We start from the raw sequence: 21060 nt of genomic DNA on the forward strand, positions 1-21060 counted from the left end.
CTCCCCCTATAGGTCGCAGCACCCTGACAGCCCCTAGAATCGGGCGGCCAAGACTTACCGGCGCAGCCGGCGATTTGCCAGTGCGCTTTATTATCGCGGGACCATGCTGACGCTTTTCCACCATCCGATGTTCGCCAGCTGCCGCTTCGTCCGCCTCGCCTTTGGCGAGTATGGCGAGGAACTGGCGCTGATCGAAGAGAAGCCGTGGACGCGGCGCAAGGAGTTCCTGGCGCTGAACCCGGCCGGCACGTTGCCGATCCTGCTCGCCGAAGGCGACGTGCCGATCGTCGGCGCAGTGGTCATTGCCGAATATCTCGACGAGACGCGCGGCGTACTCAAGCGCGACAAGCGGCTATTCGCCGAGGATCCGATGGAGCGCGCCGAAATCCGCCGGCTGACCGACTGGTACCTCAACAAGGCGGAAAGCGAGGTTACCCGGCATCTGGTGCGCGAGCGCGTCCTGAAGCCGGTCATGCCGGAAACGGCAGGCGGCGGATCGCCCGATTCGGCGGCGATCCGCGCCGCCCGCGCCAATATCCGCCAGCACATGAAATACACCAACTGGCTGGCCGGCACCCGTCATTGGCTGGCCGGCAACAAGGTCACCTATGCCGATCTCGCGGCGGCAGCAGCACTGTCGGTGCTCGACTATCTCGGCGAGATCGACTGGCGCGAACACAGCGCCGCACGCGAATGGTATACAAGGGTGAAATCACGGCCTTCGTTCCGGCCGCTTCTGTCCGACCGGGTGCGTGGCCTGTCGCCGGTGTCACACTATGCGGACCTCGATTTCTGATACGGCAAAGCTGCGCGCGCTGATCGACCGCGAGGCGCGGAACGCCGGCTTTGACGCCGTTGCCGTCACCACGCCCGATGCGATTCCGCAGGCGCCGGAACGGCTGGCCGAATTCGTTGCCGACGGCTTTCACGGCTCGATGGGCTGGATTGCCGAAACGCTCGAGCGGCGAGGCAAACCAGCGGCGCTTTGGCCAGAGGTCCGCTCGATCATCGTGCTGGCGATGAATTACGGCCCCGACCACGACCCACGCGAGGTGCTGGCAAAGCGCGACCGCGGCGCGATCTCGGCCTATGCGCAGAACCGCGACTATCATGACGTGATGAAAGGCCGGCTGAAGGAGATAGCCGGCAAGATCGTGGCGCGCGCCGGCGGTGACGTGAAAGTGTTTGTCGACACCGCGCCGGTGATGGAAAAGCCGCTGGCCGAGTCGGCCGGCCTCGGCTGGCAAGGCAAGCACACCAACCTGGTCAGCCGCGCGCATGGCTCCTGGCTGTTCCTCGGCACCATCTTCACGACGGCCGAACTGGTGCCGGACGCGGCGGAGGACGATCATTGCGGCTCCTGCCGGGCCTGCCTCGACGCCTGCCCGACCGATGCCTTTCCGGCGCCCTATCGGCTCGATGCGCGGCGCTGCATTTCCTACCTCACCATCGAGAACAAAGGGCCGATCCCACATGAGTTCCGGGAAAAGATCGGCAATCGCATCTATGGCTGCGACGACTGCCTGGCCGCCTGTCCGTGGAACAAGTTCGCCCAAGCTGCTTCGGAGGCAAAGCTTGCCGCCCGCGCGGACTTGCGCGAACCGCCGATCGCGGATCTGCTGCGCCTCGACGACACTGCCTTCCGCGCGCTTTTTTCGGGCTCGCCGGTCAAGCGCATCGGCCGCGACCGTTTTATCCGCAACGTGCTGATCGCGGCCGGCAATTCCCAGGACTTGTCGCTGGCCGGCGCCGTTCAGGCGCTGCTCGACGACGCCTCGCCCCTGGTTCGCGGAGCCGCGGTATGGGCGCTGTCGCGGCTGGTGCCGGGTCGGGAATTTGCCGAACGTGCCGCAACCGCTTTGCAAGCAGAAGATGACGAGGCTGTGAGAGGCGAATGGCTTCTGGCCCTACCAAAGCCGATCGAGGCGCATACATGACAAAACAGCAGATTTTCATCTTCGGCGCCGGTTATTCGGGCAGGGCCTTCGCCCGCGCCAACAGGGATGCCGACACAACGATCTTCGGTACAACACGGTCGCTGGAAAAATTCGCGGCGCTGCGGCAAGCCGGTATCGTGCCGCTGCGTTTCGATGGCACGCTGACCTCCGAAATCGGCGATGCGCTTGGGAAGACAACCCATCTCGTCGTCTCGGTCGCGCCGGACGAGGCCGGCGACCCGGTGCTGGGCGCGGCACGCGAGGTGATCGCGGCCAACATTCCGGAGCTCGAATGGATCGCCTATCTCTCCACCGTCGGCGTCTATGGCGACCATGGCGGCCATTGGGTGGACGAAGCCGCCGAATGCCGGCCAGTATCGAAGCGATCAGTGATGAGGGTTGCCGCCGAGCAGGATTGGTTGAAACTGGGCCACGACGTCGGCCGGCCGGTGGCGATCCTGCGGCTTTCCGGCATTTATGGGCCAGGCCGCAATGCCCTGGTCAATCTGGAAAACGGCACCGCCCGGCGGTTGGTCAAGCCGGGCCAGGTGTTCAACCGCATCCATTGCGACGATATTGCCGGCACGCTCTGGCATCTCGCCGAAGGCAATCGCGGCGGCATCTTCAACGTCACCGACGACCTGCCGGCGCCGCCGCAGGATGTCGTCGCCTATGCCGCCCGATTGATGGGCATCGAGCCGCCGCCCGAAATTCCGTTCGAGACCGCCCAACTTTCGCCCATGGCGCGATCTTTCTATGGCGAGAACAAACGTGTCACCAACGCAGCGATCAAGGCGGCCGGCTATGGCTTTCGCTTCCCTGACTACCGCTCGGCTCTCGATGCCATGTGGGCAAGCGGCGACTGGCGCGACGGCGAGGCGCGCAGCCCGATGAAACGGTCGTGATCGATACGTTGCGCGGGGCGTGGTATGATGCGGTTCAAATCGCGGAGGGGTCCAGCTTGGGGAAGACGTTAAAGCGAGCGTTGCCCGGCAAAACGCTGCTGCTTTCGGCAGCACTGGCGGTCGCCGGCTTGACGGCGCTTGCAGCGCAGACGACGAGCGCCGAGGAACGAGCAAAAGACCTGTTCGGCGCCAAAAAGCTGCCGGCACTCGCAGCAGCGCAATCGATTGGCTTTTATTCCAAAGGCTGTTTTTCCGGCGGCGTCGCCCTGCCCCTGGACGGCCGGCATTGGGAGGTGATGCGGCCGTCGCGCAACCGCCGCTGGGGCCATCCGGCGATGATCGCGATGATCGAGAAACTATCGCGCGATGCCGCGGCCGACGGCTGGCCGGGCCTGTTGATCGGCGACATCTCGCAACCGCGCGGCGGGCCGATGCTGAGCGGCCATGCCTCGCACCAGATCGGCCTCGACGCCGACATCTGGCTGACGCCGATGCCCGACCGCAAGCTTTCGACCGAAGAGCGCGAAAACATCAGCGCTACCTTGATGGTCGATGAAAAGACCCATCTGGTAAAGGACGGGCTGTGGACGCCGATGCATACGCGGCTGTTGAAGCTCGCCGCGAGCTATCCCGAAGTAGAGCGCATCCTGGTCAATCCTGGGATCAAGAAGAAGCTCTGCGACACGGTCAAAGGCGACCGCAGCTGGTTGCGCAAGGTCAGGCCGTTCTGGGGCCACGATTACCACTTCCACATTCGCATCGGCTGCCAGCCTGGGTCACCCGACTGCAAGGCGCAGGAAGCGACGGCGTCGGGCGATGGCTGCGACCAGGCGCTGGCCTGGTGGTTCACCGAGGAGCCGTGGCGCCCCAACAAGAATCCGGACAAGCCGAAGGCACGCGACGTGATGACGATGGCGAACCTGCCCAGGCAATGCCAGTTCGTGCTCGACGCGCCGGCTCCGGCCTCGGCGGAAGCAGTCACCTACTACGGCGACGGCGTACCGATTTCGGCCGAACCCGCACTCGCGGCAGAAGCTTCTCCGCCGCCGACGGTCGCAGCCGGCGCGGCAGCGCTTCCAGCCTCGGCGAACGCCTTTGTGGCGACCCCCGAGATCGGCATTCCGCTGCCGCGGCCACGACCGGGGCACTGATGCGGGCAGCGCGTTCGCTGTCTGCATCCGTGCATCTCCACTTCGAAAACCGATTTCCCTTTTTGCGGTCATGCGCTAGTCAACGAGAGAACGGCGATACGCGTCGGGAACGGACGAGAGCATGCCAGGCGTAAGCGACGACGACACTCTGTTGCGATTTCCGATCCTGATCGGCGACATAGGCGGCACCAATGCGCGCTTCTCGATCGTGCTTGACGCGAATTCCGAAGCCGGCGAGCCGACGATCGTCCAGACCGCCAACTTCAATACGATAGACGAGGCGATCCAGTCGGCCGTGCTCGACCGCTCGTCGGTCCGGCCGAATTCAGCTGTGCTGGCGGTAGCCGGTCCTGTCGAAAGCGACGAGATCCCGCTTACCAATTGCCCATGGATCGTCAAGCCGAGACAGATGTTTGCCAGTCTCGGTCTCAGCGACGTCGTGGTGCTCAACGACTTCGAGGCACAGGCGCTGGCTGTCGTCGCGCTCGGCGAAGAGCATATGGAGAAGATCGGCGGTGACGGGCCGGAACCGAATTCCGGGCGGGTGGTGCTCGGCCCGGGAACGGGGCTCGGCGTCGCCGGGCTGGTCTATGCGCTGCATCACTGGATACCGGTACCCGGCGAGGGCGGCCATATGGATATCGGCCCGCGCTCGCCGCGCGATTTCCAGGTGTTTCCGCATATCGAGAAGCTCGAGGGCCGCATCTCCGGCGAACAGATCCTGTCCGGGCGCGGCCTGGTCAATGCCTACCGGGCGGTGGCCAAGGCGGACGGCAAGCCGTCGCCCTTCACCACGCCTGCCGAGGTCACCGCCGCGGCGCTGGCAAAGAACGATCCGGTGGCCGAAGAAGCGCTGTCGATCTTCGTCACTTGCCTGGGGCGCACCGCCGGCGACCTCGCTCTGGTGTTCATGAGCCGCGGCGGCGTGTTTCTCACCGGCGGCATCGCGCAAAAAATCCTGCCGGCACTGCGCACCGGTAATTTCCGCGCCGCCTTTGAGGACAAGGCGCCGCACAGCGCCCTGATGCGCAGCATGCCGGTCTATGTCATCACCCATCCGCTGGCGGCGCTTTTAGGACTGGCCGCCTATGCCAGAAATCCGTCGCTGTTCGGCGTGCAGACGGCGGGGCGGCGCTGGCGGGTCTAGGACATAAGCTGCGCCGCGACGAAGTTTCGCCGTCCCCGGCCATAGGCAAGCCGCCATTGCAGCGTTAAGAGGTTGCCGAATTGCAGCCCGGCCGAACCGAAACCACAAAGCGCTCCAACTTGACACTTCCAGCACCAACCAAAGGGAAAGTCCGTCCCAGCGAGATCGTGGCGGTGATCCGCCGCATCATCGCCGAGAACAGCCGCGATTATCGCTGGTACTATGCTCTTGCCGTGCTGTGCCTGGTGACGATCGCGGCGACGACCGCCTTCACAGCCTGGATCATGAAGGATGTCATCGATCAGATCTTCTACCAACAGCGCGGCGATCTTATCGCGCTGATCAGCGTGTCGATCCTGGCCGCCTTCATGCTGCGCGGGCTGGCCAGCTACGGCCAGGCAGTGACGCTGGCCAAAATCGGCAACAATCTGGTGGCGCGCTATCAACGCCGCATCTTCGACCATCTGATGAAGCTCGGCGTCAGCTTCTTCAACGACACCCGCTCGGGCCGGCTCGCCGCGCAGATCAATGAGAACGTCAACGGCATCCGCGATCTCCTGTCGATGACGCTGACATCGCTGGCGCGCGATGCCGTATCGCTTGTCGCGCTGGTCGGCGTCATGATCTGGCAGGACCCGATGCTCTCGGCGATGTCGCTGCTGATCGGCCCGCCTTTGATCTACAGTGTCACCTATCTGATGCGCCGGGTGCGTCGCATCACCCGTGAATCGGTGCAGATCAACTCGCGGCTGATCGGCGCGATGCAGGAAGCGACGCAAGGCATCGCTATCGTCAAGGCCTTCACCCTGGAAGACGAGCTGTCGCGCCGCATCGGCGGCCTCGTCGCGGGCGCCGAGCAGCGGGCAAACAAGATCGCCCGCGTCTCGGAACGGCTGACGCCGATCTCCGAAATGCTGGCCGGCTTCGCCGTCGCCGGCGTCATCGCCTATTCTGGCTACCGGGCGACCGTCGGCGGCCAGCCGCCGGGCGCGGTGTTTGCCTTCATCACCGCCCTGCTTCTTGCCTATGATCCGGCGAGGCGGTTGGCGCGTATGCAGGTTGGCATGGAAAAATCGCTGGTCAATGCGCGCATGATCTACGAGCTTCTCGACCTTGAGCCGCAGCAGGGTGACGTGCCGGCAGCCGCCGAGGCGAAATTCACCTCTGGCGAAGTGCGCTTCAACAACGTGTCCTTCCGCTATGTCGAGGAGGCACCGGTCCTGCAGGATCTGAGCTTTGTCGCTGCCGCCGGCAAGGTGACCGCCATCGTCGGCGCCTCGGGCGCCGGCAAGACGACACTGGTTGCGCTGCTGCAGCGCTTCTACGACGTCGAGTCGGGCAGCATCAAAATCGACGGCCAGGACATTTCAAAGGTCACCAAGCATTCGCTGCGCGGCTCGATCGCCTATGTTTCGCAGCAGCCTTATCTGTTCGAAGGCACCATCCGCGACAACATCCGCTACGGCAGGCTGAGCGCCACCGACGCCGAGATTGAACGCGCCGCGCAACAGGCCGCGGCCGACGATTTCATCCGCCAGCAGCCGCAAGGCTACGACACGCCCGTCGGCGAGAACGGCGTGACGCTGTCGGGCGGCCAGCGCCAGCGCGTATCGATTGCCCGCGCCATCGTGCGGCAGGCGCCGATCCTGCTGCTCGACGAAGCCACCTCGGCGCTCGACAACGAGGCCGAGGCCCGCGTCCAGCAGGCGCTGACCCATGTCATGGAAGGGCGCACCACCATCGTCATCGCGCACCGGCTGTCGACGGTGGTCAATGCCGACCATATCATCGTCCTGGAGCAGGGCCGGCTGGTCGAACAGGGCACGCATGCCTCGTTGATGGCCGACCCGCACAGCGTCTATGCCCGGTTCCACCGGGTGCAGGGCAGGAAAGGGCTGGGGCTTGTCGATGACGGCAAGCCAATCCAGACTGCGGCGCAAAATGGTCACGCGAAAAAGGCGGCCGGGAGACATTCATGAGTGACACTTCGACCGTTAGTGAAATGGGCCTGGTGGTGGTGGGCGCGGCCGGCCGCATGGGCCAGGCGCTGATCCGCGCCATCCACACGATACCGGGCGCCCGCGTCGCCGGCGCCATCGAGCGGGCCGGTTCGCCCCATATCGGCAAGGATGCCGGCGAGCTGGCCGGCGTCGGCAGGCTCGAGGTGGCGATCGGCGACGATCCGCTGCCGGCCTTCGCCAAGGCCGACGGCGTGCTCGATTTCACCACGCCGGCAGCGACCGTCGAATTCGCCGGCTATGCGGCGCAGGCGCGCATCGCCCATGTCATCGGCACCACCGGCTGCTCGGCCGAAGACAATGCCAGGATCGCGGCGGCGGCGCGGCACGCGACGATCGTCAAGTCAGGCAATATGAGCCTCGGCGTCAATCTGCTGGCGGTGCTGGTTGAGCAGGCGGCGCGCGCGCTCGATGCCGACGATTTCGACATCGAGATCCTCGAAATGCACCACCGGCACAAGGTCGATGCGCCGTCGGGCACGGCGCTGCTGCTCGGCGAAGCCGCCGCTGCCGGGCGCGGCGTAGCACTTGCCGGCAACGATGTTCGCGTGCGCGACGGCCACACCGGCGTGCGCAAGGCAGGGTCGATCGGTTTCGCCAGCCTGCGTGGCGGCTCGGTGGTCGGCGACCACAGTGTGGTGCTGGCCGGTATCGGCGAGCGCATCACGCTCGCCCACCACGCCGAAGACCGGGCGATCTTTGCCCGCGGCGCGGTCAAGGCAGCCCTGTGGGCGCGCGGCCGCAAGCCAGGCCTGTATTCGATGCGGGACGTGCTCGGCCTGACAAGCTGATCCACAGACTTGGCTGATCCACAGATTTGGCTGATCCACAAAATTTGAAGGAGCAAATATGTCGAGAACTCTCGTGCTCGTGCGCCACGGCCAGAGCGAATGGAACCTGAAGAACCTTTTTACCGGCTGGCGCGACGTCGACCTGACCGAATTGGGCCATGCCGAGGCCAAGCAAGCCGGCGCCAAACTGAAGGCGCGTGGCATGAAATTCGACATCGCCTTCACGTCGTCGCTGATCCGGGCGCAGAAGACCTGCCAGCATATTCTTGACGCCGTCGGCCAGAGCGACCTCGAGACCATTCGCGACCAGGCGCTGAACGAGCGCGACTATGGCGATCTCTCCGGCCTCAACAAGGATGATGCGCGCAAGAAATGGGGCGAGGAGCAGGTGCATATATGGCGCCGCTCCTACGACGTGGCGCCGCCCGGCGGGGAGAGCCTGAAGGATACCGGCGCGCGCGTCTGGCCCTATTACCTGCACGATCTGCAGCCGCATGTGCTGCGCGGCGGCACCGTGCTGGTGGCGGCGCACGGCAATTCGCTGCGCGCGCTGATCATGGCGCTGGACGGCAAATCGGGCGAGGAGATCGTCAAGCTCGAACTCGGCACCGGCGTGCCGATCATCTACACGCTCAACGCCGATTCCACGGTGGCGTCGAAGGAAGTGCTGGAGCATTGAGCCGGAGAAGGAACGCGGCTTTCAAAAAAGCGCGTTGACACTCATCCCTTGCCCGCTTAATGAGCGCGCACCAGCCCAGATGGCGGAATTGGTAGACGCGCACGGTTCAGGTCCGTGTTCCGCAAGGAGTGGAGGTTCGAGTCCTCTTCTGGGCACCAAATTCCCGTTTCGAACTTTTTGACAGGGTTCGGAGACCCAAGAAAAAGCCCGGTTTTGCCGGGTTTTTTCTTGACCTGATGTCCTGGGCTGTCCGCCGTCGCCCTTGGCATCCACAAGATATCCAATGATTATTCGTCCGGGTTAGGCAGCGATCTGTCGTTGCGACAGCGCACCAGCGGAAGGATTCGGCCCGAGATCACTCTGGTGATCTTCTGTTGGTTGGCGTTGGTTACGACGGTCATGCACGCGCATCCGTAGCCGTGGCCCGAACCAGGCACATTGGTCTCGACGAATTGCCGCTCGTCAAAGGCCGGCACATTGTCGATGCCTTTGGGATCCGGCCGTCCCTGCATCTGGATCCACCAATCCCCGTCACTGTCGGTCAGGACGAGGTTGCCGGGTGTCGGGCTGGAGTACCAGCCACAACGGCGCTCGGCATGGGCGGCAGCAGGCAAGGACATGGTGGCCAGGCAGAAACAGATTGCGAACAATGGGCGCATGAGAACCTTCACCTCCCTTGAGTAAAGCAGGTCATGCCGCCGATAATCTGCGTCGGCGCCGGTAACGAGGCGGCATGATTTTGCAAGCCTTATGGCCTCAACTTCGTGTCCACATTTTCTTCGATCAATCCGCAATGAAGCGTCACAGGCTGCTTTTGGACGTCGCTAAGTGGACCGTCGATGAAATCGCAGCTGAGCAGATTGTCCGGACTGCTCTTGCGCGCCGACGCAACGTTGACGTTGACCTCGGGAGGGCCGGCAAGCCAGTCGAGACGCTTCGTGTCTACCTTTGTGCCGCTGATGCGGGCGTGGCCCGCTGTGCCCGCTATCTCGACCTCTTCGTCCTGCGGCGTGAGATCGATCTGGCCGACTTCGTTGGCATGCTTCTCGGCGCTTCGCTTCGGGTCGCCGTAATAGGAGGCGAGGACAACGATCCCTTCCTTTTCAGCCGCGAGCTTGGCGGCTGCTTTTTTGGACAGCGTGACGTTGACGTCGAAGCCAAGGTCGCCCTGGGCTGTCGCCGGCACAGCACATGCCAACAGCGCAGATGCTGCAATCGTTACTGCGGGCAGTGATCTGTAGCGTTTCACAATCCACCTCCTTCGGGTCCCTCATTCAATGATGATGCCCCGCGCATGCTTCATATCAGATGCCGACATCGCGCTCGCCGCCGGCTGAATCATTCAATTTCCTCGCGATGCAACATTCAGAGCAACGCGCGACAGTTGAGAATCTGCTGGAGGCAGGTTCAAACGCTTTAATCTGTCGGCGGTTTCCTGCTCGATGTGCAGCCCCCAATCGGAAAAGAACCGGGTCAGGTCCTGATTTGCGACCGTACTGGCACGCAGGATGAAGGTTTGTACCTTGACCGCATCCTGCTCATTGGCATCATCCAGTGGATGCTCGCGATAATATCGGTGAAGCTTCGGATAGAAATCCTCGCCGAGACCCCGGCGCAATTGATCGAACATGACCAGCCGCGCCCAAAGCTCATCGTCGTCATCCGCGCTGATACGCATCTGTTTTTCATTGTCGAAATCGCGCGTCTTCCGCGCCAGATATCGCGCCGCCAGATCCAGCGGCGTCTTGCCAGTAGAGTCATCGCGCTCTTTCAAGCGGGACGGATGGCCAAAATGTGCCTGGGCGTTGAGCGAGTAGATATTGACCGTAGTTTCTACAATCTCGCCCCAGGTCCAATCTTGCTGCTGGTACATATGGCCGGTTTCATGCCAGATCGACCACGCTTGCCGCAGCTTATTCACGTCCAGCAAATCACCCATGTTGCTGCCGGGGACACCTATAAAATAGTTGCCTGCGTACATGTATATGCCGTCGTCGAAGACCTTCGCCGGTGTCACCGTGTCCTGCTGATAGTGCATGCGCAAACGGGATGCCCGATGAAGTTTGGAGGAACCGTCGAGGCCGGATAGCGCATCGTACCAGCCTAGAATTTGCTCGAGGGTGTCGAGAATTTCCGCAGGGTCGTCCTGAGGCGCCCTCATATAGACTTTGCGGGTCGCGGTGATGGCAACACGCTCGCTTATCATCTCGACGAATGGCGCACCGGGCATGTCGGTGAGCATTTTACGCCAGTCTTCGAAGCTTGTTTTTCCCTTGACGTAGAGGGGGATCGAACTGCCGCCGCGCACGATTGCCACGTCGATCGGAGGAAGAGCCGCACTGAAGCCGCTGTAGGCGTAGCGGAAATAGATCAGCCCGTCGCGCTTCGCCGTGAAGTCGGTGCGCCCTTCCTTGGCAATGACCAATTGCGGGTCATCCTGGGGTCTTTCGTCATAGAAGCTGTTAATCGGGCCGATCATGATCATCAAGCCGTCGGGGGAAGGCGGCAGGCCTTCGGCCGTAACCGATACTGCCTCTCCCTTTTTCACGAACACACCGCTTGGCTGATCGTCCATCAGCTTCGTGCGTCTCAGCCTATTGGCCTCGGGTGTGGCTGCAGGCATCGGAGCGAGGCGATAGCGTTTGTTCAGGTTGTCGAATTCCGACACCGCTGCCGACGCCGTTGCCGGTCGGTCGCCATTGCCGGCCGGATAAAGCAACCACTGGGCATTGTCGTCCAGGCTGGCGTCATAGACGATGATCCGAGCGTCGTCCGCACGTTCATTGGCCCTGACGTTGAGCGTCGTGCCGCTGTCATCCAGCTCGATGCCGTAGCTGTTCAGATGCGGCTTGAAGCGCCATGCCTGCCCCTCAGCGGACTGCTCGTCCTTGAGGACGACACTCGTATTCCCGTTTTCGTCTTCGTCGCCCCCGGCAAGATACGTTCCGTATCGTCGAGACCGGATTTGATAGGTTGCGCCGTTCGTTTCTCCGGTCGCCCTGGTGATGGTCCACAGCTGCGCGGGACCATCCTTGGGTTTGCGAGCGGACTGACCAAGCACGATCTCGCCATGCCTGTCTTCAAAGGCGGTGAGCGCTTTGTAGGAATGCTTCGCGACGATGTAATAGTCCCCGTTGGGGATCTCAGCGGCACCTGCGGCCGTAACAATTGCCGCCAGCAAGAGCCCGGCTATCAAGTGCGCTCCAGATACGATGAAGGTCTTCATCCCGACACCGACGTGTCAATTCGCGGCCGGGACGGGACAACTCATCGGATCGCCCTGCTTGCCGCATTTCAGGTAACCCTCGAAGGCTTTGACCCGGTATTGCGCCAGGCTGTCCATGCACTGCGCGGTGAGCATCGGCATTACGCTTCCTCCGGCAGCTCCCGCGGTCTGGAAACTGCACTCGGCGTCGCGAAATTTGTCCCAATCCCGTTGTGCCTGGACGAGAAGCTTCTTGGTATCCGCGTCACCCTTCAGGCGGGCTTCGATCTGTTGGTAAAGCTCATTCAGCTTCTTGTCGGATTTCTTGAACGCGGCATCGGCGCACGCGTTCAGGGAGGCCTGATCCTTGGCAGCGGCGTAGCACTTGTCCTGGGCAAAGGCGAAAGTCGGCATGGCCAGAACCACGGCAGCAGTCAGAATTGCGGTTTTCATCGATTTCCCTTTCCCGATTATCTGGTTTTCATTGGATCAGCTTTGCCACCTTCGGCGACCATGACGCTGCCGAGCTTTCCTAAGCCGGTCAGCCTGCCGCCTTCCTTGACCGTGACTTTGCCGGAGACCTCCCCGTCAACGACAAGCAATCCCGAGACGGAAATGTCACCGGTCAACGAGCCGGTCACGCGCAACTGCGCCCCTGACGCGACTTCCGTCACGCCGGAATAGTTGTTCCTGCCGCTCAGCGTCAGCTTGCCGCCGGCGACAACGAGGCCGCCGCTCATGCCGCCGGCGTCATCAAAGTCCGCTATGGTGCCATCAAATTGCCCGTTGGCTTCTGTCAGGATCAGTCTGCCCGCACCCAGATAGACATTGCCTTTACCGCTAAGGTTGCGAATGGCCGTATCGTTCGTGGAGTGCGCCACGCCCCAGGGCTTCAGGTGGTTTCCTTTCTGATCGATGTTGAGCACACCGTCGACCATGACGCGCGAGGAATGCTCAATGCTGCCCGGCCCGGCCAGAGTAAGATACCCATCGGCCGCGATATGGGTTGTGCCGGTGTAGGTATTGGCCCCGGTCATGCGCACGTCGGCGTCCTTCTCGATCGTGAAGTCGCCGGCGCCGGAGATGATGCCGGCTAGTCCGAGCCATCCTTTGCTTCCAGCAGCGCTGGTCGCGCGATTCAGCTGCACTTGATCCTCGGCAGCCGCGTCTGTCGTGAAGTTAGCAGCGCTGACAAAATAGGGTGAATATGCGGTCGTCCTGTTTTCCAGATCATACATTACGGAGTTGGACTGAAAGAAGGGTATGCCGACAGTAACTCCATTGCCGTCACCCTCATTGCTTTGGCGATCGATAACGATGTCACTGTATTCATTGTTGTTGAAACTATCTTCAAATCCCAAAAACTTAAAATTGCTTATAGTTGAATTATATTCATTAAGCTCGAATCCTCTCGATCGAAGCTTATTTAAACCTTCTTCTGAGGTAATGGAGACAAAGGTCGACGTTCCTGTATCCAATAAAACAGGCCCACTGAAATCAACCGATTGCTTCTTTCCCTTATGATCAAAAGAAATTGTATAACGGTAAGACCCTTCTAACTCATTGGATGCGTTCGCGCCTGATCGTGGAAATTTCCTCTGAGCGTCTTTGTAGTCCAGCTTGCCCCACGGGGTCAGGGCCGTGAACTGAGACCTCAGACTGGGGGACAAATTCAGCGTTAGGCAGGGAACGCAGCCCGGTGTGGTCTTCTTTTTTCCAAGATTTGCATTGGCGGAGACCACATAGCCGCTTTGGGTTTGACTGCCGGGGGCAGTGGTCTGGTCTCCTGCAAAGATAAAATCGCCAGCTCCAAAGATGCCGTAAAACGTCGTCGAACCACCGGGTTCGCCGTTCTGCATGCTCTCGCGAGCATTAAGATCCGCATAGACCGGCGTGTCGCCATGGTAGCCCACGGGCTTTTGCGTCAATTTCAAATCCTCGAGGTCGCCGAAACCCTTGGTGTAGACGTAATCCACCACCCGAGCAGCGCCAAAGCCGCCGTCGAGGGTTACGACAGGTTTTGAGGGATCATCCGGATCGTAATAGGACAGGCTGTCGAAACGGGCCTGTTGTACCCAATCGCCATAGGTGCCGTCTCCATAGGGGTACATTTCAGGCTTGCTGCCGGGCACCGGCTTTATGCCGGGGACACTCGAATCGATCTCCGCGTTGAACTCATCCGACCCGGTGTCGAATTCGTACAGACGAGGCTTGGCACCATTGATGCCCACCACGATCCCGAGTTTGTGATAGATGACTTCATCACTGTCGGTTCCGTAGTCCCTGACATGTTGCAATGGAATGGGTATCGGGTCGGCAGCCTGGGCAAGGCCGGTCTGGCCGTTCTCATCGGCCACGGCAGGTACGGCAGGTGATGTGTTCGCTGCCGGACCGGGGCAGCTCGGATCGCCTTCCTGGCATTTCAGGTAAGCCTCGAAGTCCTTGACCCGGGATTGCGTCAGGCTGTCCAAGCAACTCGCAATGAGCGTTGGAGCTACGCTTCCTCCAGCCGCTCCCGCGGTCTGGAAACTGCACTCCGCGTCGCGAAATTTGACCCAATCGCGCTGTGCTTGAACGAGAAGCGCCTTGGTATCCGCATCGTCCTTCAGGCGGGCTTCGATCTGCTGGTAAAGCTCGTTGAGCTTGTAGTCGGATTTCCTGGACGCGGCATCGGCGCACGCGTTCGGGGCGGCCTGATCCTTGGCGGCGCACTTGTCCTGGGCAAATGCGAAACCCGGCATGGCCAGAACCATGGCAGCGGTCAGCATCACGGTCTTCATCGGTTGCCCCCTGTTTAGAACCGCCGGCCCGGTCGGCTGCTAGTTGGCATCGTCATCGTCCGATCCGTCAGCGTCGCCGGTATTGTCATCCGACGCATCGTCATTCGTGCTATCGTCGTCGGTGTCGGTGCTGTCCTGGTCATCGCCCGTTGAGTCTTCGTCGTCGTTCTGATCGGTCGAATCGTCCTGATTACCGGAATTATTGTCGTCGGTATTGTCATCCGAGCTATCGTCGTCGGTGTTGTTGTCGTCATCGCCATCATCGTCATTCTGATCGCTCGAATCGTCCTGATCATTGGAACTGTCGTCGTCGGTGCTGTCGTCCGAGCTATCGCCATCGGTATCCGCGTCGTTATCGTCGGAATCGTCATCCGCATCGGAAGTCGCGTTGGCGTCTGGACTGCTGTCGCCGGGCTGCGAGTCGTCTTCGCGATAGCTCGTGTCATTGAGACTTGTCTCCATCTCGTCGTCATACTGATCGACGATCTGCGTCCACTCCTCATGGTTGTCGACGCTCGTCCATTGCGAGATGTTGTTGACCGAGACGTTGGTGTTGAAATTGTTGACGGTGATGTTGGTGTTGACCTCGACGACATCGGCGACTTCTGTGCCGCGGTTCACGCCAAACAGGAAACTGGTGGCGCTCACGGCAAGAGCGGCCCAAACGAGTCTGTCGACATCGGTCGGCGTCGAAATCGGTTGATGCCGCACTGTGGCAAGCACGTCACCCGGCCGGATGCCTTGCCGTGCGGCGACGCCGTGCGGTGAAACGGCCAAAACATACACCCCGCGAAGTTTGGGCGGGATCTGGTAGCGGTGGCGAGAGGCATGATCGATCGGTATCAGAACCGCATCAAGAGCCCTGGAGACATAGGGTTTCGGCAGATCATACTTGCTGGCATAGGCAATATTGATCGTCTGCGGGACGGCAACGCTGACGACAGCCACCATTTTCACTGAAGTTCCCAACGCACGGGCGAACTGCACGATCAGTCTGGATTTTCGAAGAGCGAGCATTTTTCTACATCCTTCCGCAGGCGCCGGTAGCTAGAACAAGACGTCGAGCTTGGGTTGAAGCCGTTCTCGTGGACGCCCGAACTGGCCCCGATAGGAGACGCCCAAGGCTGCGGTCTCAGTCATGTCGAGATCGAGGCCCCGCTTTTCTGATCGTCGTGAAGGGCTGAACCCTGTTGCGGGAAATGAACACCGGCCTTCCTTCCTCTATCGACATCAGTCGTTAATGGCGGTGATCCTGATCGTCTGCTGTTCGCAGGCTTGGTTGCTGCAAATGCCGCTGAACCAGATTTCTCCATCGCCGATGGAAACGCCCTGCCAGTTCGCAAAAAGCGTCGCGTAGGTTTGCTTGGTCACAGCAGCCTTCACCTTCGGGGTGATAATCTGGTCGTAATCGGTCAAGAACTGCTTCTGATCCTTGATCTTCAGGGCCTTTCCCTTGATGCGGGCCTGGAACGGGTAGGCGACCATTGCGGCAACGGTCGCCTTGTCATCGGAACCGACCGCTTTTTTCAACTTGTCGAAGAAGGTCTGGTACGGCGCATGACTTCCGAACAGCGTGTCCAGATTGCCGTTCACCTCCGCAGCCGATTGAGCGGACGCTGAACCGGCACCGATTGCTGAGATCAGCCCCAACGCAAACAGAAAAGCGCGTCTTCTGGCCATTGTTCGAACCTCCTTATTGTGTGAACCCTTGGCGTCATGCAGTCCTTGATCTGCTGATCCATGCCTTTTCGATGCCATCTGGTATGCTGGCGCCACCGCGGCGATCGCCAGCGATCATCACCGTCATTCCGTAACTTCGTCGGCAAAACACTTTGCCAGGTCTTGCGGCGCTCCGAGTTTCTTTGCCCAGGATACGAGTTCAGGCTTTCCGATGGGTCGGCATAGCCGCCCCATACGTCGCGAAACTGCTTCTTTCCGTTGACTGTCTGGAAGAACATCACGCCGTCATCGCTCACCGGCGTGGAGACGTAGGCGGCACTCCAACTGCCGCTCTCCATGATCGTGATGAACTTCGCCTGAGCGGGCTTGAACCTTTTTGTCCAACGCCGAGACGACGAGAGGGGCATACTCCTGCTTGCGCGCCTTCGTCACTTCGACCTTTACACCGTCACAGGCGCTATTCGCGGCGAAAGCGGACGTCAGCGTCATTCCCAGCCCCGCAAGGCCGACCATGACGATTTTGGCACGCCGACGGATGAGACCGTTCAATTCAGACATGAGTGGCTATCCTCTTCCTTGTTCGTTGCAGGGGCCATCAATCGGAATCGTCATCGCCCGATGAACTATCGTCGTCCGATGACCTGTCATCGTCTGGCGCATCGACCTCGCAGCCGATGCCGCGGCAGCCCTGGTAGTTGCCTTGGGTATCGAAGTTGGGATTGCCTTCCTTGTCGTACTGCGGTCTGTCGTCGATGCTTTGATCCCCGTCATCAGGATCGTCGACTTTACACCCCAGCCCACGGCAGCCGATGTAACGGCCCCGCGTATCGAAGTTGGGATTGCCATTCCTGTCGAACTGCGGCCGGTCATCAATCTTTCGGTCCCGTTTATGAGGCCGATCAACCAGGCAGCCCGACCCGCGGCAGCCATCGTAGCCGTCGTCGGCGGTACATCCGGCGATCGCCATCAAAGCAGTGGCCAGGGTCGCATAGATTACGAATTTCATGGTTCATTCCTCCGACTGCCTGGCGGCTGGGGGATCGTTCGTATCCGAAGACTATTGCAGGCGGCGGTCCCCGCTCTTATCGGCCGCCGCGAAGTCCTTCATCACCCGCTTCATGAATTCGTCCCGACTGACACGGCCGTTCCCGTTCGCATCGGTCGCTGCGAACTGATCGGCGTTCAGGACGTCGGCGGTTTCGGCTTGGCTGAGAGCGCCGTTATTATCGGCGTCCAGCTTTTCGAAGGCCCTGGTCATGAAGGCCTGATACTCCTGTCGGTTCACCGCGCCGTTGTCATCGGTATCAAGTTGGTCTTGGTGACCCTCGTACATGGACTGCTGTGCCGTGGCCGCGCCGGCGCAAAGCAGGAGCAAGGAAGCTGTGGTCGCGATTATGGATTTCATTGTCTTGTCCCTTTCTTCTCGTCTCAGCCGCAGGCAAGATGATTGCCGAGGTAGCCACCACCGCCGATGCCAATCGCGGAACCGATCACACGTCCGGTTCCACCACCAATGGTGCTGCCGATCAGGCCGCCCACGATCGCGCCACCGACAGTACCGGCGATACAGCCGAACTCGCTGTTGCGCGCCTGAACTTCCGGGTTGGATGACGACTGGCACGCCGTAAGCGCGAAAGTGCCCGCGAGCACGATTGCCAAGGTTGATTTCCTCATCGCTCTTTCCTGATCTGATTGCTGATTGGTGCCATCCGCGGAGGACAGAGCTTCGCCGGCCTCGAAAGAGCCAGACCGTGGCCCATGCATTCGAAGACTTCGTCGCTGGCTGTCGTGATCTCTTACGTCGAGGGGAAACGCTCCCCACGGGGGGCCGCATTAGCGAATATCGATTTCCCTCTCCATGCTTCGCGCCCGTCCGCCCAAGCATGCCAGCAACCAACTAACGCGGCTGCTGTTGCCAGAAAGTTGCATCCGAAGTCGGCGTATGGCAAGGAAAAATTGCAGTATCGCGGGTTGAATTTTGCAAATGCTTAATAATTCAGAACCAATGCCGGCTATCTTAGCAGATACTGAAATTCTCTTCACAGCAATGTACCAGCACAGAAAATCGACTTTATTCCATTGGCTGTATGTTGTTACAAGTAATATACCACGTTGTTATGCATTTACGCAGATCGAAAAAAGCCAATGGCGAAATCGCTTCTTATACGATTGCCTGTATCCTGATCTATTGTCGGTATCTTTTTTTGACCGAGCCCACCCAGTTGCGCAGGTCGAAAGAAACGCTGCTCACTTATTCGAGTTTTTTCAACGCTGCGGCGAGCCGCATGGAGGCGCAGTGGGGGGCGCCGCGGCCGCGTTGTGAGCATCTTCCCAGCCGGATTGTCATCAAGTAGCCTGGTAGGGCGGCACGTGAAGGTGCTCTCTTTGACGAACGCAGTGCTGCACCTTCAGCAGTCGCCAGTCGGAAGATGGGGCTGGTGCTGCCTCGTGGACACCGACGGCAACGTCAAATCGGTTGAGCCCGTCTGATCCGCTCTGGTCGACGAATTCGCAACCAATCTGACGGCGCGCCTTGGCTGCTGACATGACGATGTTTGGAGCGGCCAGCCGCGATGAGCGGTTCGGAGGCCTGGTTAACCGCGCGCCTTGCCTCACCCCAGCCCGATCCCCCTGGCACCTTGCCGGAACAGCGCCTCGGCGTCCGGCTCGAAGCGGAAGGTGCCGATGAAATCGTCGGCGCTGTAGTTCGGCAGCATCTTGCGCAGCGCAGCGGCGAAACTTCGTGCCTCGTCCAGCCGCCCCGCCAGCGCAAGGCAATGCGCGGCAATCGCCAGGATGATGGCATGCGCGTTGGGACGCGCGGCTGCTTTCAGTGCCCATTCGGCGGCCTCGTCGAACTGGCCGAGCCGGACATGCGACATCGCCCTGGCGCCCAGCATGCCGAACAGCAGCGGATCGAAGGGGCTCAGATGCCTGGAATGGTCGGACGAGCCGATCGCGGCCTGCGGGTCGCCCGACTGCGAGTGGACGAAAGACAGCGCATAGTGGCCGAGCGCGAAATTAGGGCTGAGGTCGACGGCGCGTTCCAGCTCGATGAGGGAGCCGTCCTGCTCGCCGCGCAGCCACAGCGCCCGCCCCATGGCCCAGTGAGCGGCCGGATTGTGATCGTCGACGAGCAGGCTCTGGCCGGCTGCCTCGAAGGCCAGGGCGCTTTCCTGGTCGCGGTCGCCCCAGCGCTGGAAGGCATTTTGCCAATGGGTGAAGGAGAGCCCGGCATAGGCGCGGGCGAAGGTCGGATCGAGCTTCAAGGCTATGTCGAAGAAATGCCGGGCCTGCTCGTTTTCCGTGCGGGTGAAGCGATACATGTGCCAGAGGCCCCGGTGGTAGGCTTCCCAGGCGTTCAGCGAATTGGGCGCCTTCAGCATGGCGCGGTTGCGCTCGACCGTCTCGATCTCGGCCGAGATCGACGAGACGATGCTGTTGCCGATATCGTCGAGCACGGCAAAGATGTCGTCCGGCCTGCGCTCGAACGTCTCGGCCCAGACGATCCTGGCCGTGCGCACTTCGACCAGTTCGACCGCGACGGTGACGCGGCCGGCCTGGCAGCGCACGGTGCCGGTGGCGACATAGTCGACGTTGAGCCGCCGGCCGGCATCTTCCGGCGCAATTTTTTTTTCGGCGAGCGCAAACACCGAGCCGCGCGCGATGACGAAAAAGTCCCTGAGCTTGGCCAGGCGGGTGATGATGTCGTGGGTCAGGCCGTCGGCCAATCCACCGCGCGGGCCGCCAGGACAATCGGCTCCCTCGACGAACGGCATCACCGCAAGCGAAGCTTTCCGCGGTGCAGCAGCATCGGAATGGGGAAGCATAATTGACGCGTGGGGAGCCGCGGGTACGAGTGGAGGTCGCGCCCAGAGCGTCGCTGCGGGTCGTTCGCCGCGGATGGTCCGCCATGCCTCACGAACGGGTCCGAAATCCAGATCCTCCGAAGCAAACAGCTGCGCCGCGGAAGCGAGATGTTCCTCGCCCGCGCCAAACTGGCCGCGCTGCGCCAGCCTGGTCAGAAGAGCCACATGCGCGCGCCCGTCGAATGGAGCGAGTTCCAGCCACTTGTCCAGATGCGAAGACATTTCGTCGGCATCCGCGGGAAGCTTGTTGACGAGATGTTCCAGGATTGCGGCGTGCCAAAAGCCGAAGCGGCGGCGCTGAGCGATCAGCCAACTGTTGAAATGCGGGCTGCGGTCGATCTCCAGCCCATCGAGAAAATCGCCGGCGAACATTCCCGAAAGAGCCTGCAGCCGCTCTAGACCGAGCGTCTCAACGCCCTTGGCGGCGGCCGAGGCTATGTCGACAGCGTCGACGGAAGCACCTCTCAGATTAAGCGCGATCGTGTCGCCTGGTGTCTCGACCCTGCGATGATGCGGTTCATCGAGGATGCCTCTAAGCTTGCTCAGGCACCAGCGAAGCTCGCCGCGCGGGTCGTTCGGCACATCCCACAAAAGCTCGCAGAGGCGGCTGCGGCCGACCGGATGCGGCGCCAGCGCCAGATAGGCGAGTAGCGCACACAGCTTGCGCGATTTTGGGAGCTGGATGATGATGCCGTTGCGTGCGATCGTCAGCGGTCCGAGCAGACGCACGGAAAGACCGGCCATCTCGCCGCCGAGGCTCGATCGGGCGGATTCCACGTAAGTTTCCACGCCTGCTCCCACGCTGGCCAGTCGGCCTTTGTTTTATCACCAAACGCGACACGGCGCATCCGACAGCGAATTCCCGCGCCGGATGCTGGCATTGCCGGGAGGCAAGTGT

20 protein-coding genes and 1 tRNA gene are annotated in these 21060 nt (G+C 61.3%); 9 read left to right on the top strand and 12 right to left on the bottom strand.

All coding sequences use genetic code 11. The annotated features are described in order from the left end of the window. The first annotated feature begins 103 nt into the window (after nucleotides 1-103). The 9 genes from RQ479_RS21775 (at nucleotide 104) to RQ479_RS21815 (ending at nucleotide 8786) form a co-directional block, all read left to right on the top strand. Nucleotides 104-796, top strand: a complete 693-nt coding sequence (locus RQ479_RS21775) for a glutathione S-transferase family protein (protein WP_023678968.1) — start codon at nucleotides 104-106, stop codon at nucleotides 794-796. Next, a complete protein-coding gene (gene queG, locus RQ479_RS21780) occupies nucleotides 777-1937 on the top strand; it encodes a tRNA epoxyqueuosine(34) reductase QueG (RefSeq protein ID WP_376702578.1) in 1161 nt (386 codons plus the stop codon). Before RQ479_RS21775 ends, queG begins: the two co-directional genes overlap by 20 nt. After that, nucleotides 1934-2842 carry an SDR family oxidoreductase gene (locus RQ479_RS21785; RefSeq protein ID WP_376702579.1) on the top strand — a complete coding sequence of 303 codons (909 nt, stop codon included), beginning with the start codon at nucleotides 1934-1936 and terminating at the stop codon, nucleotides 2840-2842. The genes queG and RQ479_RS21785 overlap by 4 nt, the downstream gene beginning before the upstream one ends. Before the next feature lie 56 nt (nucleotides 2843-2898). Then, nucleotides 2899-3993, top strand: a complete 1095-nt coding sequence (mepA, locus tag RQ479_RS21790) for a penicillin-insensitive murein endopeptidase (protein WP_376702580.1) — start codon at nucleotides 2899-2901, stop codon at nucleotides 3991-3993. A gap of 121 nt (nucleotides 3994-4114) precedes the next feature. Further along, nucleotides 4115-5140: a glucokinase gene (locus RQ479_RS21795; protein WP_376702581.1), complete on the top strand. Its 1026-nt coding sequence runs from the start codon at nucleotides 4115-4117 to the stop codon at nucleotides 5138-5140. A gap of 119 nt (nucleotides 5141-5259) precedes the next feature. Then, entirely contained in the window at nucleotides 5260-7119 is a 1860-nt protein-coding gene (locus tag RQ479_RS21800; protein WP_376702582.1) for an ABC transporter ATP-binding protein, read from the top strand. Beyond that, nucleotides 7116-7949: a 4-hydroxy-tetrahydrodipicolinate reductase gene (gene dapB / locus RQ479_RS21805; protein ID WP_376702583.1), complete on the top strand. Its 834-nt coding sequence runs from the start codon at nucleotides 7116-7118 to the stop codon at nucleotides 7947-7949. The genes RQ479_RS21800 and dapB overlap by 4 nt, the downstream gene beginning before the upstream one ends. Before the next feature lie 58 nt (nucleotides 7950-8007). Further along, nucleotides 8008-8628 (top strand): 2,3-bisphosphoglycerate-dependent phosphoglycerate mutase, encoded by a 621-nt coding sequence (locus RQ479_RS21810; protein ID WP_292658215.1) that lies wholly within the window; start codon nucleotides 8008-8010, stop codon nucleotides 8626-8628. Nucleotides 8629-8701: 73 nt separating this feature from the next. After that, a tRNA-Leu gene (locus tag RQ479_RS21815) sits at nucleotides 8702-8786 on the top strand. 129 nt (nucleotides 8787-8915) lie between these two features. Here the strand turns inward: RQ479_RS21815 and RQ479_RS21820 are convergent. The 12 genes from RQ479_RS21820 to RQ479_RS21875 all read right to left on the bottom strand — a co-directional run bounded on the left by RQ479_RS21820 (nucleotide 8916) and on the right by RQ479_RS21875 (nucleotide 20906). After that, nucleotides 8916-9299: a DUF4087 domain-containing protein gene (locus tag RQ479_RS21820; RefSeq protein WP_376702584.1), complete on the bottom strand. Its 384-nt coding sequence runs from the start codon at nucleotides 9297-9299 to the stop codon at nucleotides 8916-8918. A gap of 77 nt (nucleotides 9300-9376) precedes the next feature. Continuing rightward, nucleotides 9377-9877, bottom strand: coding sequence for a hypothetical protein (locus RQ479_RS21825; protein ID WP_352466600.1), 501 nt, complete (start codon nucleotides 9875-9877; stop codon nucleotides 9377-9379). 93 nt (nucleotides 9878-9970) lie between these two features. After that, nucleotides 9971-11854, bottom strand: a complete 1884-nt coding sequence (locus RQ479_RS21830) for a M60 family metallopeptidase (RefSeq protein WP_376702585.1) — start codon at nucleotides 11852-11854, stop codon at nucleotides 9971-9973. A 15-nt stretch (nucleotides 11855-11869) separates the two neighbouring features. After that, nucleotides 11870-12286 carry a lysozyme inhibitor LprI family protein gene (locus tag RQ479_RS21835; RefSeq protein ID WP_376702586.1) on the bottom strand — a complete coding sequence of 139 codons (417 nt, stop codon included), beginning with the start codon at nucleotides 12284-12286 and terminating at the stop codon, nucleotides 11870-11872. A 17-nt stretch (nucleotides 12287-12303) separates the two neighbouring features. Then, nucleotides 12304-14613 carry a lysozyme inhibitor LprI family protein gene (locus tag RQ479_RS21840; protein WP_376702587.1) on the bottom strand — a complete coding sequence of 770 codons (2310 nt, stop codon included), beginning with the start codon at nucleotides 14611-14613 and terminating at the stop codon, nucleotides 12304-12306. A gap of 39 nt (nucleotides 14614-14652) precedes the next feature. Continuing rightward, nucleotides 14653-15630 carry a PDZ domain-containing protein gene (locus tag RQ479_RS21845; RefSeq protein ID WP_376702588.1) on the bottom strand — a complete coding sequence of 326 codons (978 nt, stop codon included), beginning with the start codon at nucleotides 15628-15630 and terminating at the stop codon, nucleotides 14653-14655. A gap of 213 nt (nucleotides 15631-15843) precedes the next feature. After that, entirely contained in the window at nucleotides 15844-16293 is a 450-nt protein-coding gene (locus tag RQ479_RS21850; protein WP_376702589.1) for a hypothetical protein, read from the bottom strand. 285 nt (nucleotides 16294-16578) lie between these two features. Then, nucleotides 16579-16851 carry a hypothetical protein gene (locus RQ479_RS21855; RefSeq protein ID WP_376702590.1) on the bottom strand — a complete coding sequence of 91 codons (273 nt, stop codon included), beginning with the start codon at nucleotides 16849-16851 and terminating at the stop codon, nucleotides 16579-16581. Between the two features lie 37 nt (nucleotides 16852-16888). Continuing rightward, nucleotides 16889-17299, bottom strand: a complete 411-nt coding sequence (locus RQ479_RS21860; RefSeq protein WP_376702591.1) for a hypothetical protein — start codon at nucleotides 17297-17299, stop codon at nucleotides 16889-16891. A gap of 51 nt (nucleotides 17300-17350) precedes the next feature. Further along, entirely contained in the window at nucleotides 17351-17698 is a 348-nt protein-coding gene (locus RQ479_RS21865; RefSeq protein ID WP_376702592.1) for an EF-hand domain-containing protein, read from the bottom strand. Between the two features lie 23 nt (nucleotides 17699-17721). Beyond that, the gene (locus RQ479_RS21870; protein ID WP_376702593.1) at nucleotides 17722-17967 is read right to left on the bottom strand and encodes a hypothetical protein; all 246 of its coding nucleotides are present in this window, start codon (nucleotides 17965-17967) and stop codon (nucleotides 17722-17724) included. A 938-nt stretch (nucleotides 17968-18905) separates the two neighbouring features. Beyond that, on the bottom strand, nucleotides 18906-20906 hold the full coding sequence (locus RQ479_RS21875; protein WP_376705991.1) for a transcriptional regulator: 2001 nt from the start codon (nucleotides 20904-20906) through the stop codon (nucleotides 18906-18908). Between the last annotated feature and the right edge of the window lie 154 nt (nucleotides 20907-21060).

It is taken from the genome of Mesorhizobium sp. ISC25 (genome assembly GCF_042295465.1).
Taxonomy (GTDB): domain Bacteria; phylum Pseudomonadota; class Alphaproteobacteria; order Rhizobiales; family Rhizobiaceae; genus Mesorhizobium.

Excerpts from the sequence above, each read along its gene's own strand:
- RQ479_RS21795 (WP_376702581.1), top strand. The coding sequence starts at position 4,115 with ATGCCAGGCGTAAGCGACGACGACACTCTGTTGCGATTTCCGATCCTG.
- RQ479_RS21875 (WP_376705991.1), bottom strand. The coding sequence starts at position 20,906 with ATGGCCGGTCTTTCCGTGCGTCTGCTCGGACCGCTGACGATCGCACGC.
- dapB (WP_376702583.1), top strand. The coding sequence starts at position 7,116 with ATGAGTGACACTTCGACCGTTAGTGAAATGGGCCTGGTGGTGGTGGGC.
- RQ479_RS21870 (WP_376702593.1), bottom strand. The coding sequence starts at position 17,967 with ATGAGGAAATCAACCTTGGCAATCGTGCTCGCGGGCACTTTCGCGCTT.
- RQ479_RS21785 (WP_376702579.1), top strand. The coding sequence starts at position 1,934 with ATGACAAAACAGCAGATTTTCATCTTCGGCGCCGGTTATTCGGGCAGG.
- RQ479_RS21830 (WP_376702585.1), bottom strand. The coding sequence starts at position 11,854 with ATGAAGACCTTCATCGTATCTGGAGCGCACTTGATAGCCGGGCTCTTG.
- RQ479_RS21865 (WP_376702592.1), bottom strand. The coding sequence starts at position 17,698 with ATGAAATCCATAATCGCGACCACAGCTTCCTTGCTCCTGCTTTGCGCC.
- RQ479_RS21775 (WP_023678968.1), top strand. The coding sequence starts at position 104 with ATGCTGACGCTTTTCCACCATCCGATGTTCGCCAGCTGCCGCTTCGTC.
- RQ479_RS21845 (WP_376702588.1), bottom strand. The coding sequence starts at position 15,630 with ATGCTCGCTCTTCGAAAATCCAGACTGATCGTGCAGTTCGCCCGTGCG.
- RQ479_RS21855 (WP_376702590.1), bottom strand. The coding sequence starts at position 16,851 with ATGTCTGAATTGAACGGTCTCATCCGTCGGCGTGCCAAAATCGTCATG.
- RQ479_RS21850 (WP_376702589.1), bottom strand. The coding sequence starts at position 16,293 with ATGGCCAGAAGACGCGCTTTTCTGTTTGCGTTGGGGCTGATCTCAGCA.
- RQ479_RS21835 (WP_376702586.1), bottom strand. The coding sequence starts at position 12,286 with ATGAAAACCGCAATTCTGACTGCTGCCGTGGTTCTGGCCATGCCGACT.
- RQ479_RS21810 (WP_292658215.1), top strand. The coding sequence starts at position 8,008 with ATGTCGAGAACTCTCGTGCTCGTGCGCCACGGCCAGAGCGAATGGAAC.
- queG (WP_376702578.1), top strand. The coding sequence starts at position 777 with ATGCGGACCTCGATTTCTGATACGGCAAAGCTGCGCGCGCTGATCGAC.
- RQ479_RS21840 (WP_376702587.1), bottom strand. The coding sequence starts at position 14,613 with ATGAAGACCGTGATGCTGACCGCTGCCATGGTTCTGGCCATGCCGGGT.
- RQ479_RS21860 (WP_376702591.1), bottom strand. The coding sequence starts at position 17,299 with ATGAAATTCGTAATCTATGCGACCCTGGCCACTGCTTTGATGGCGATC.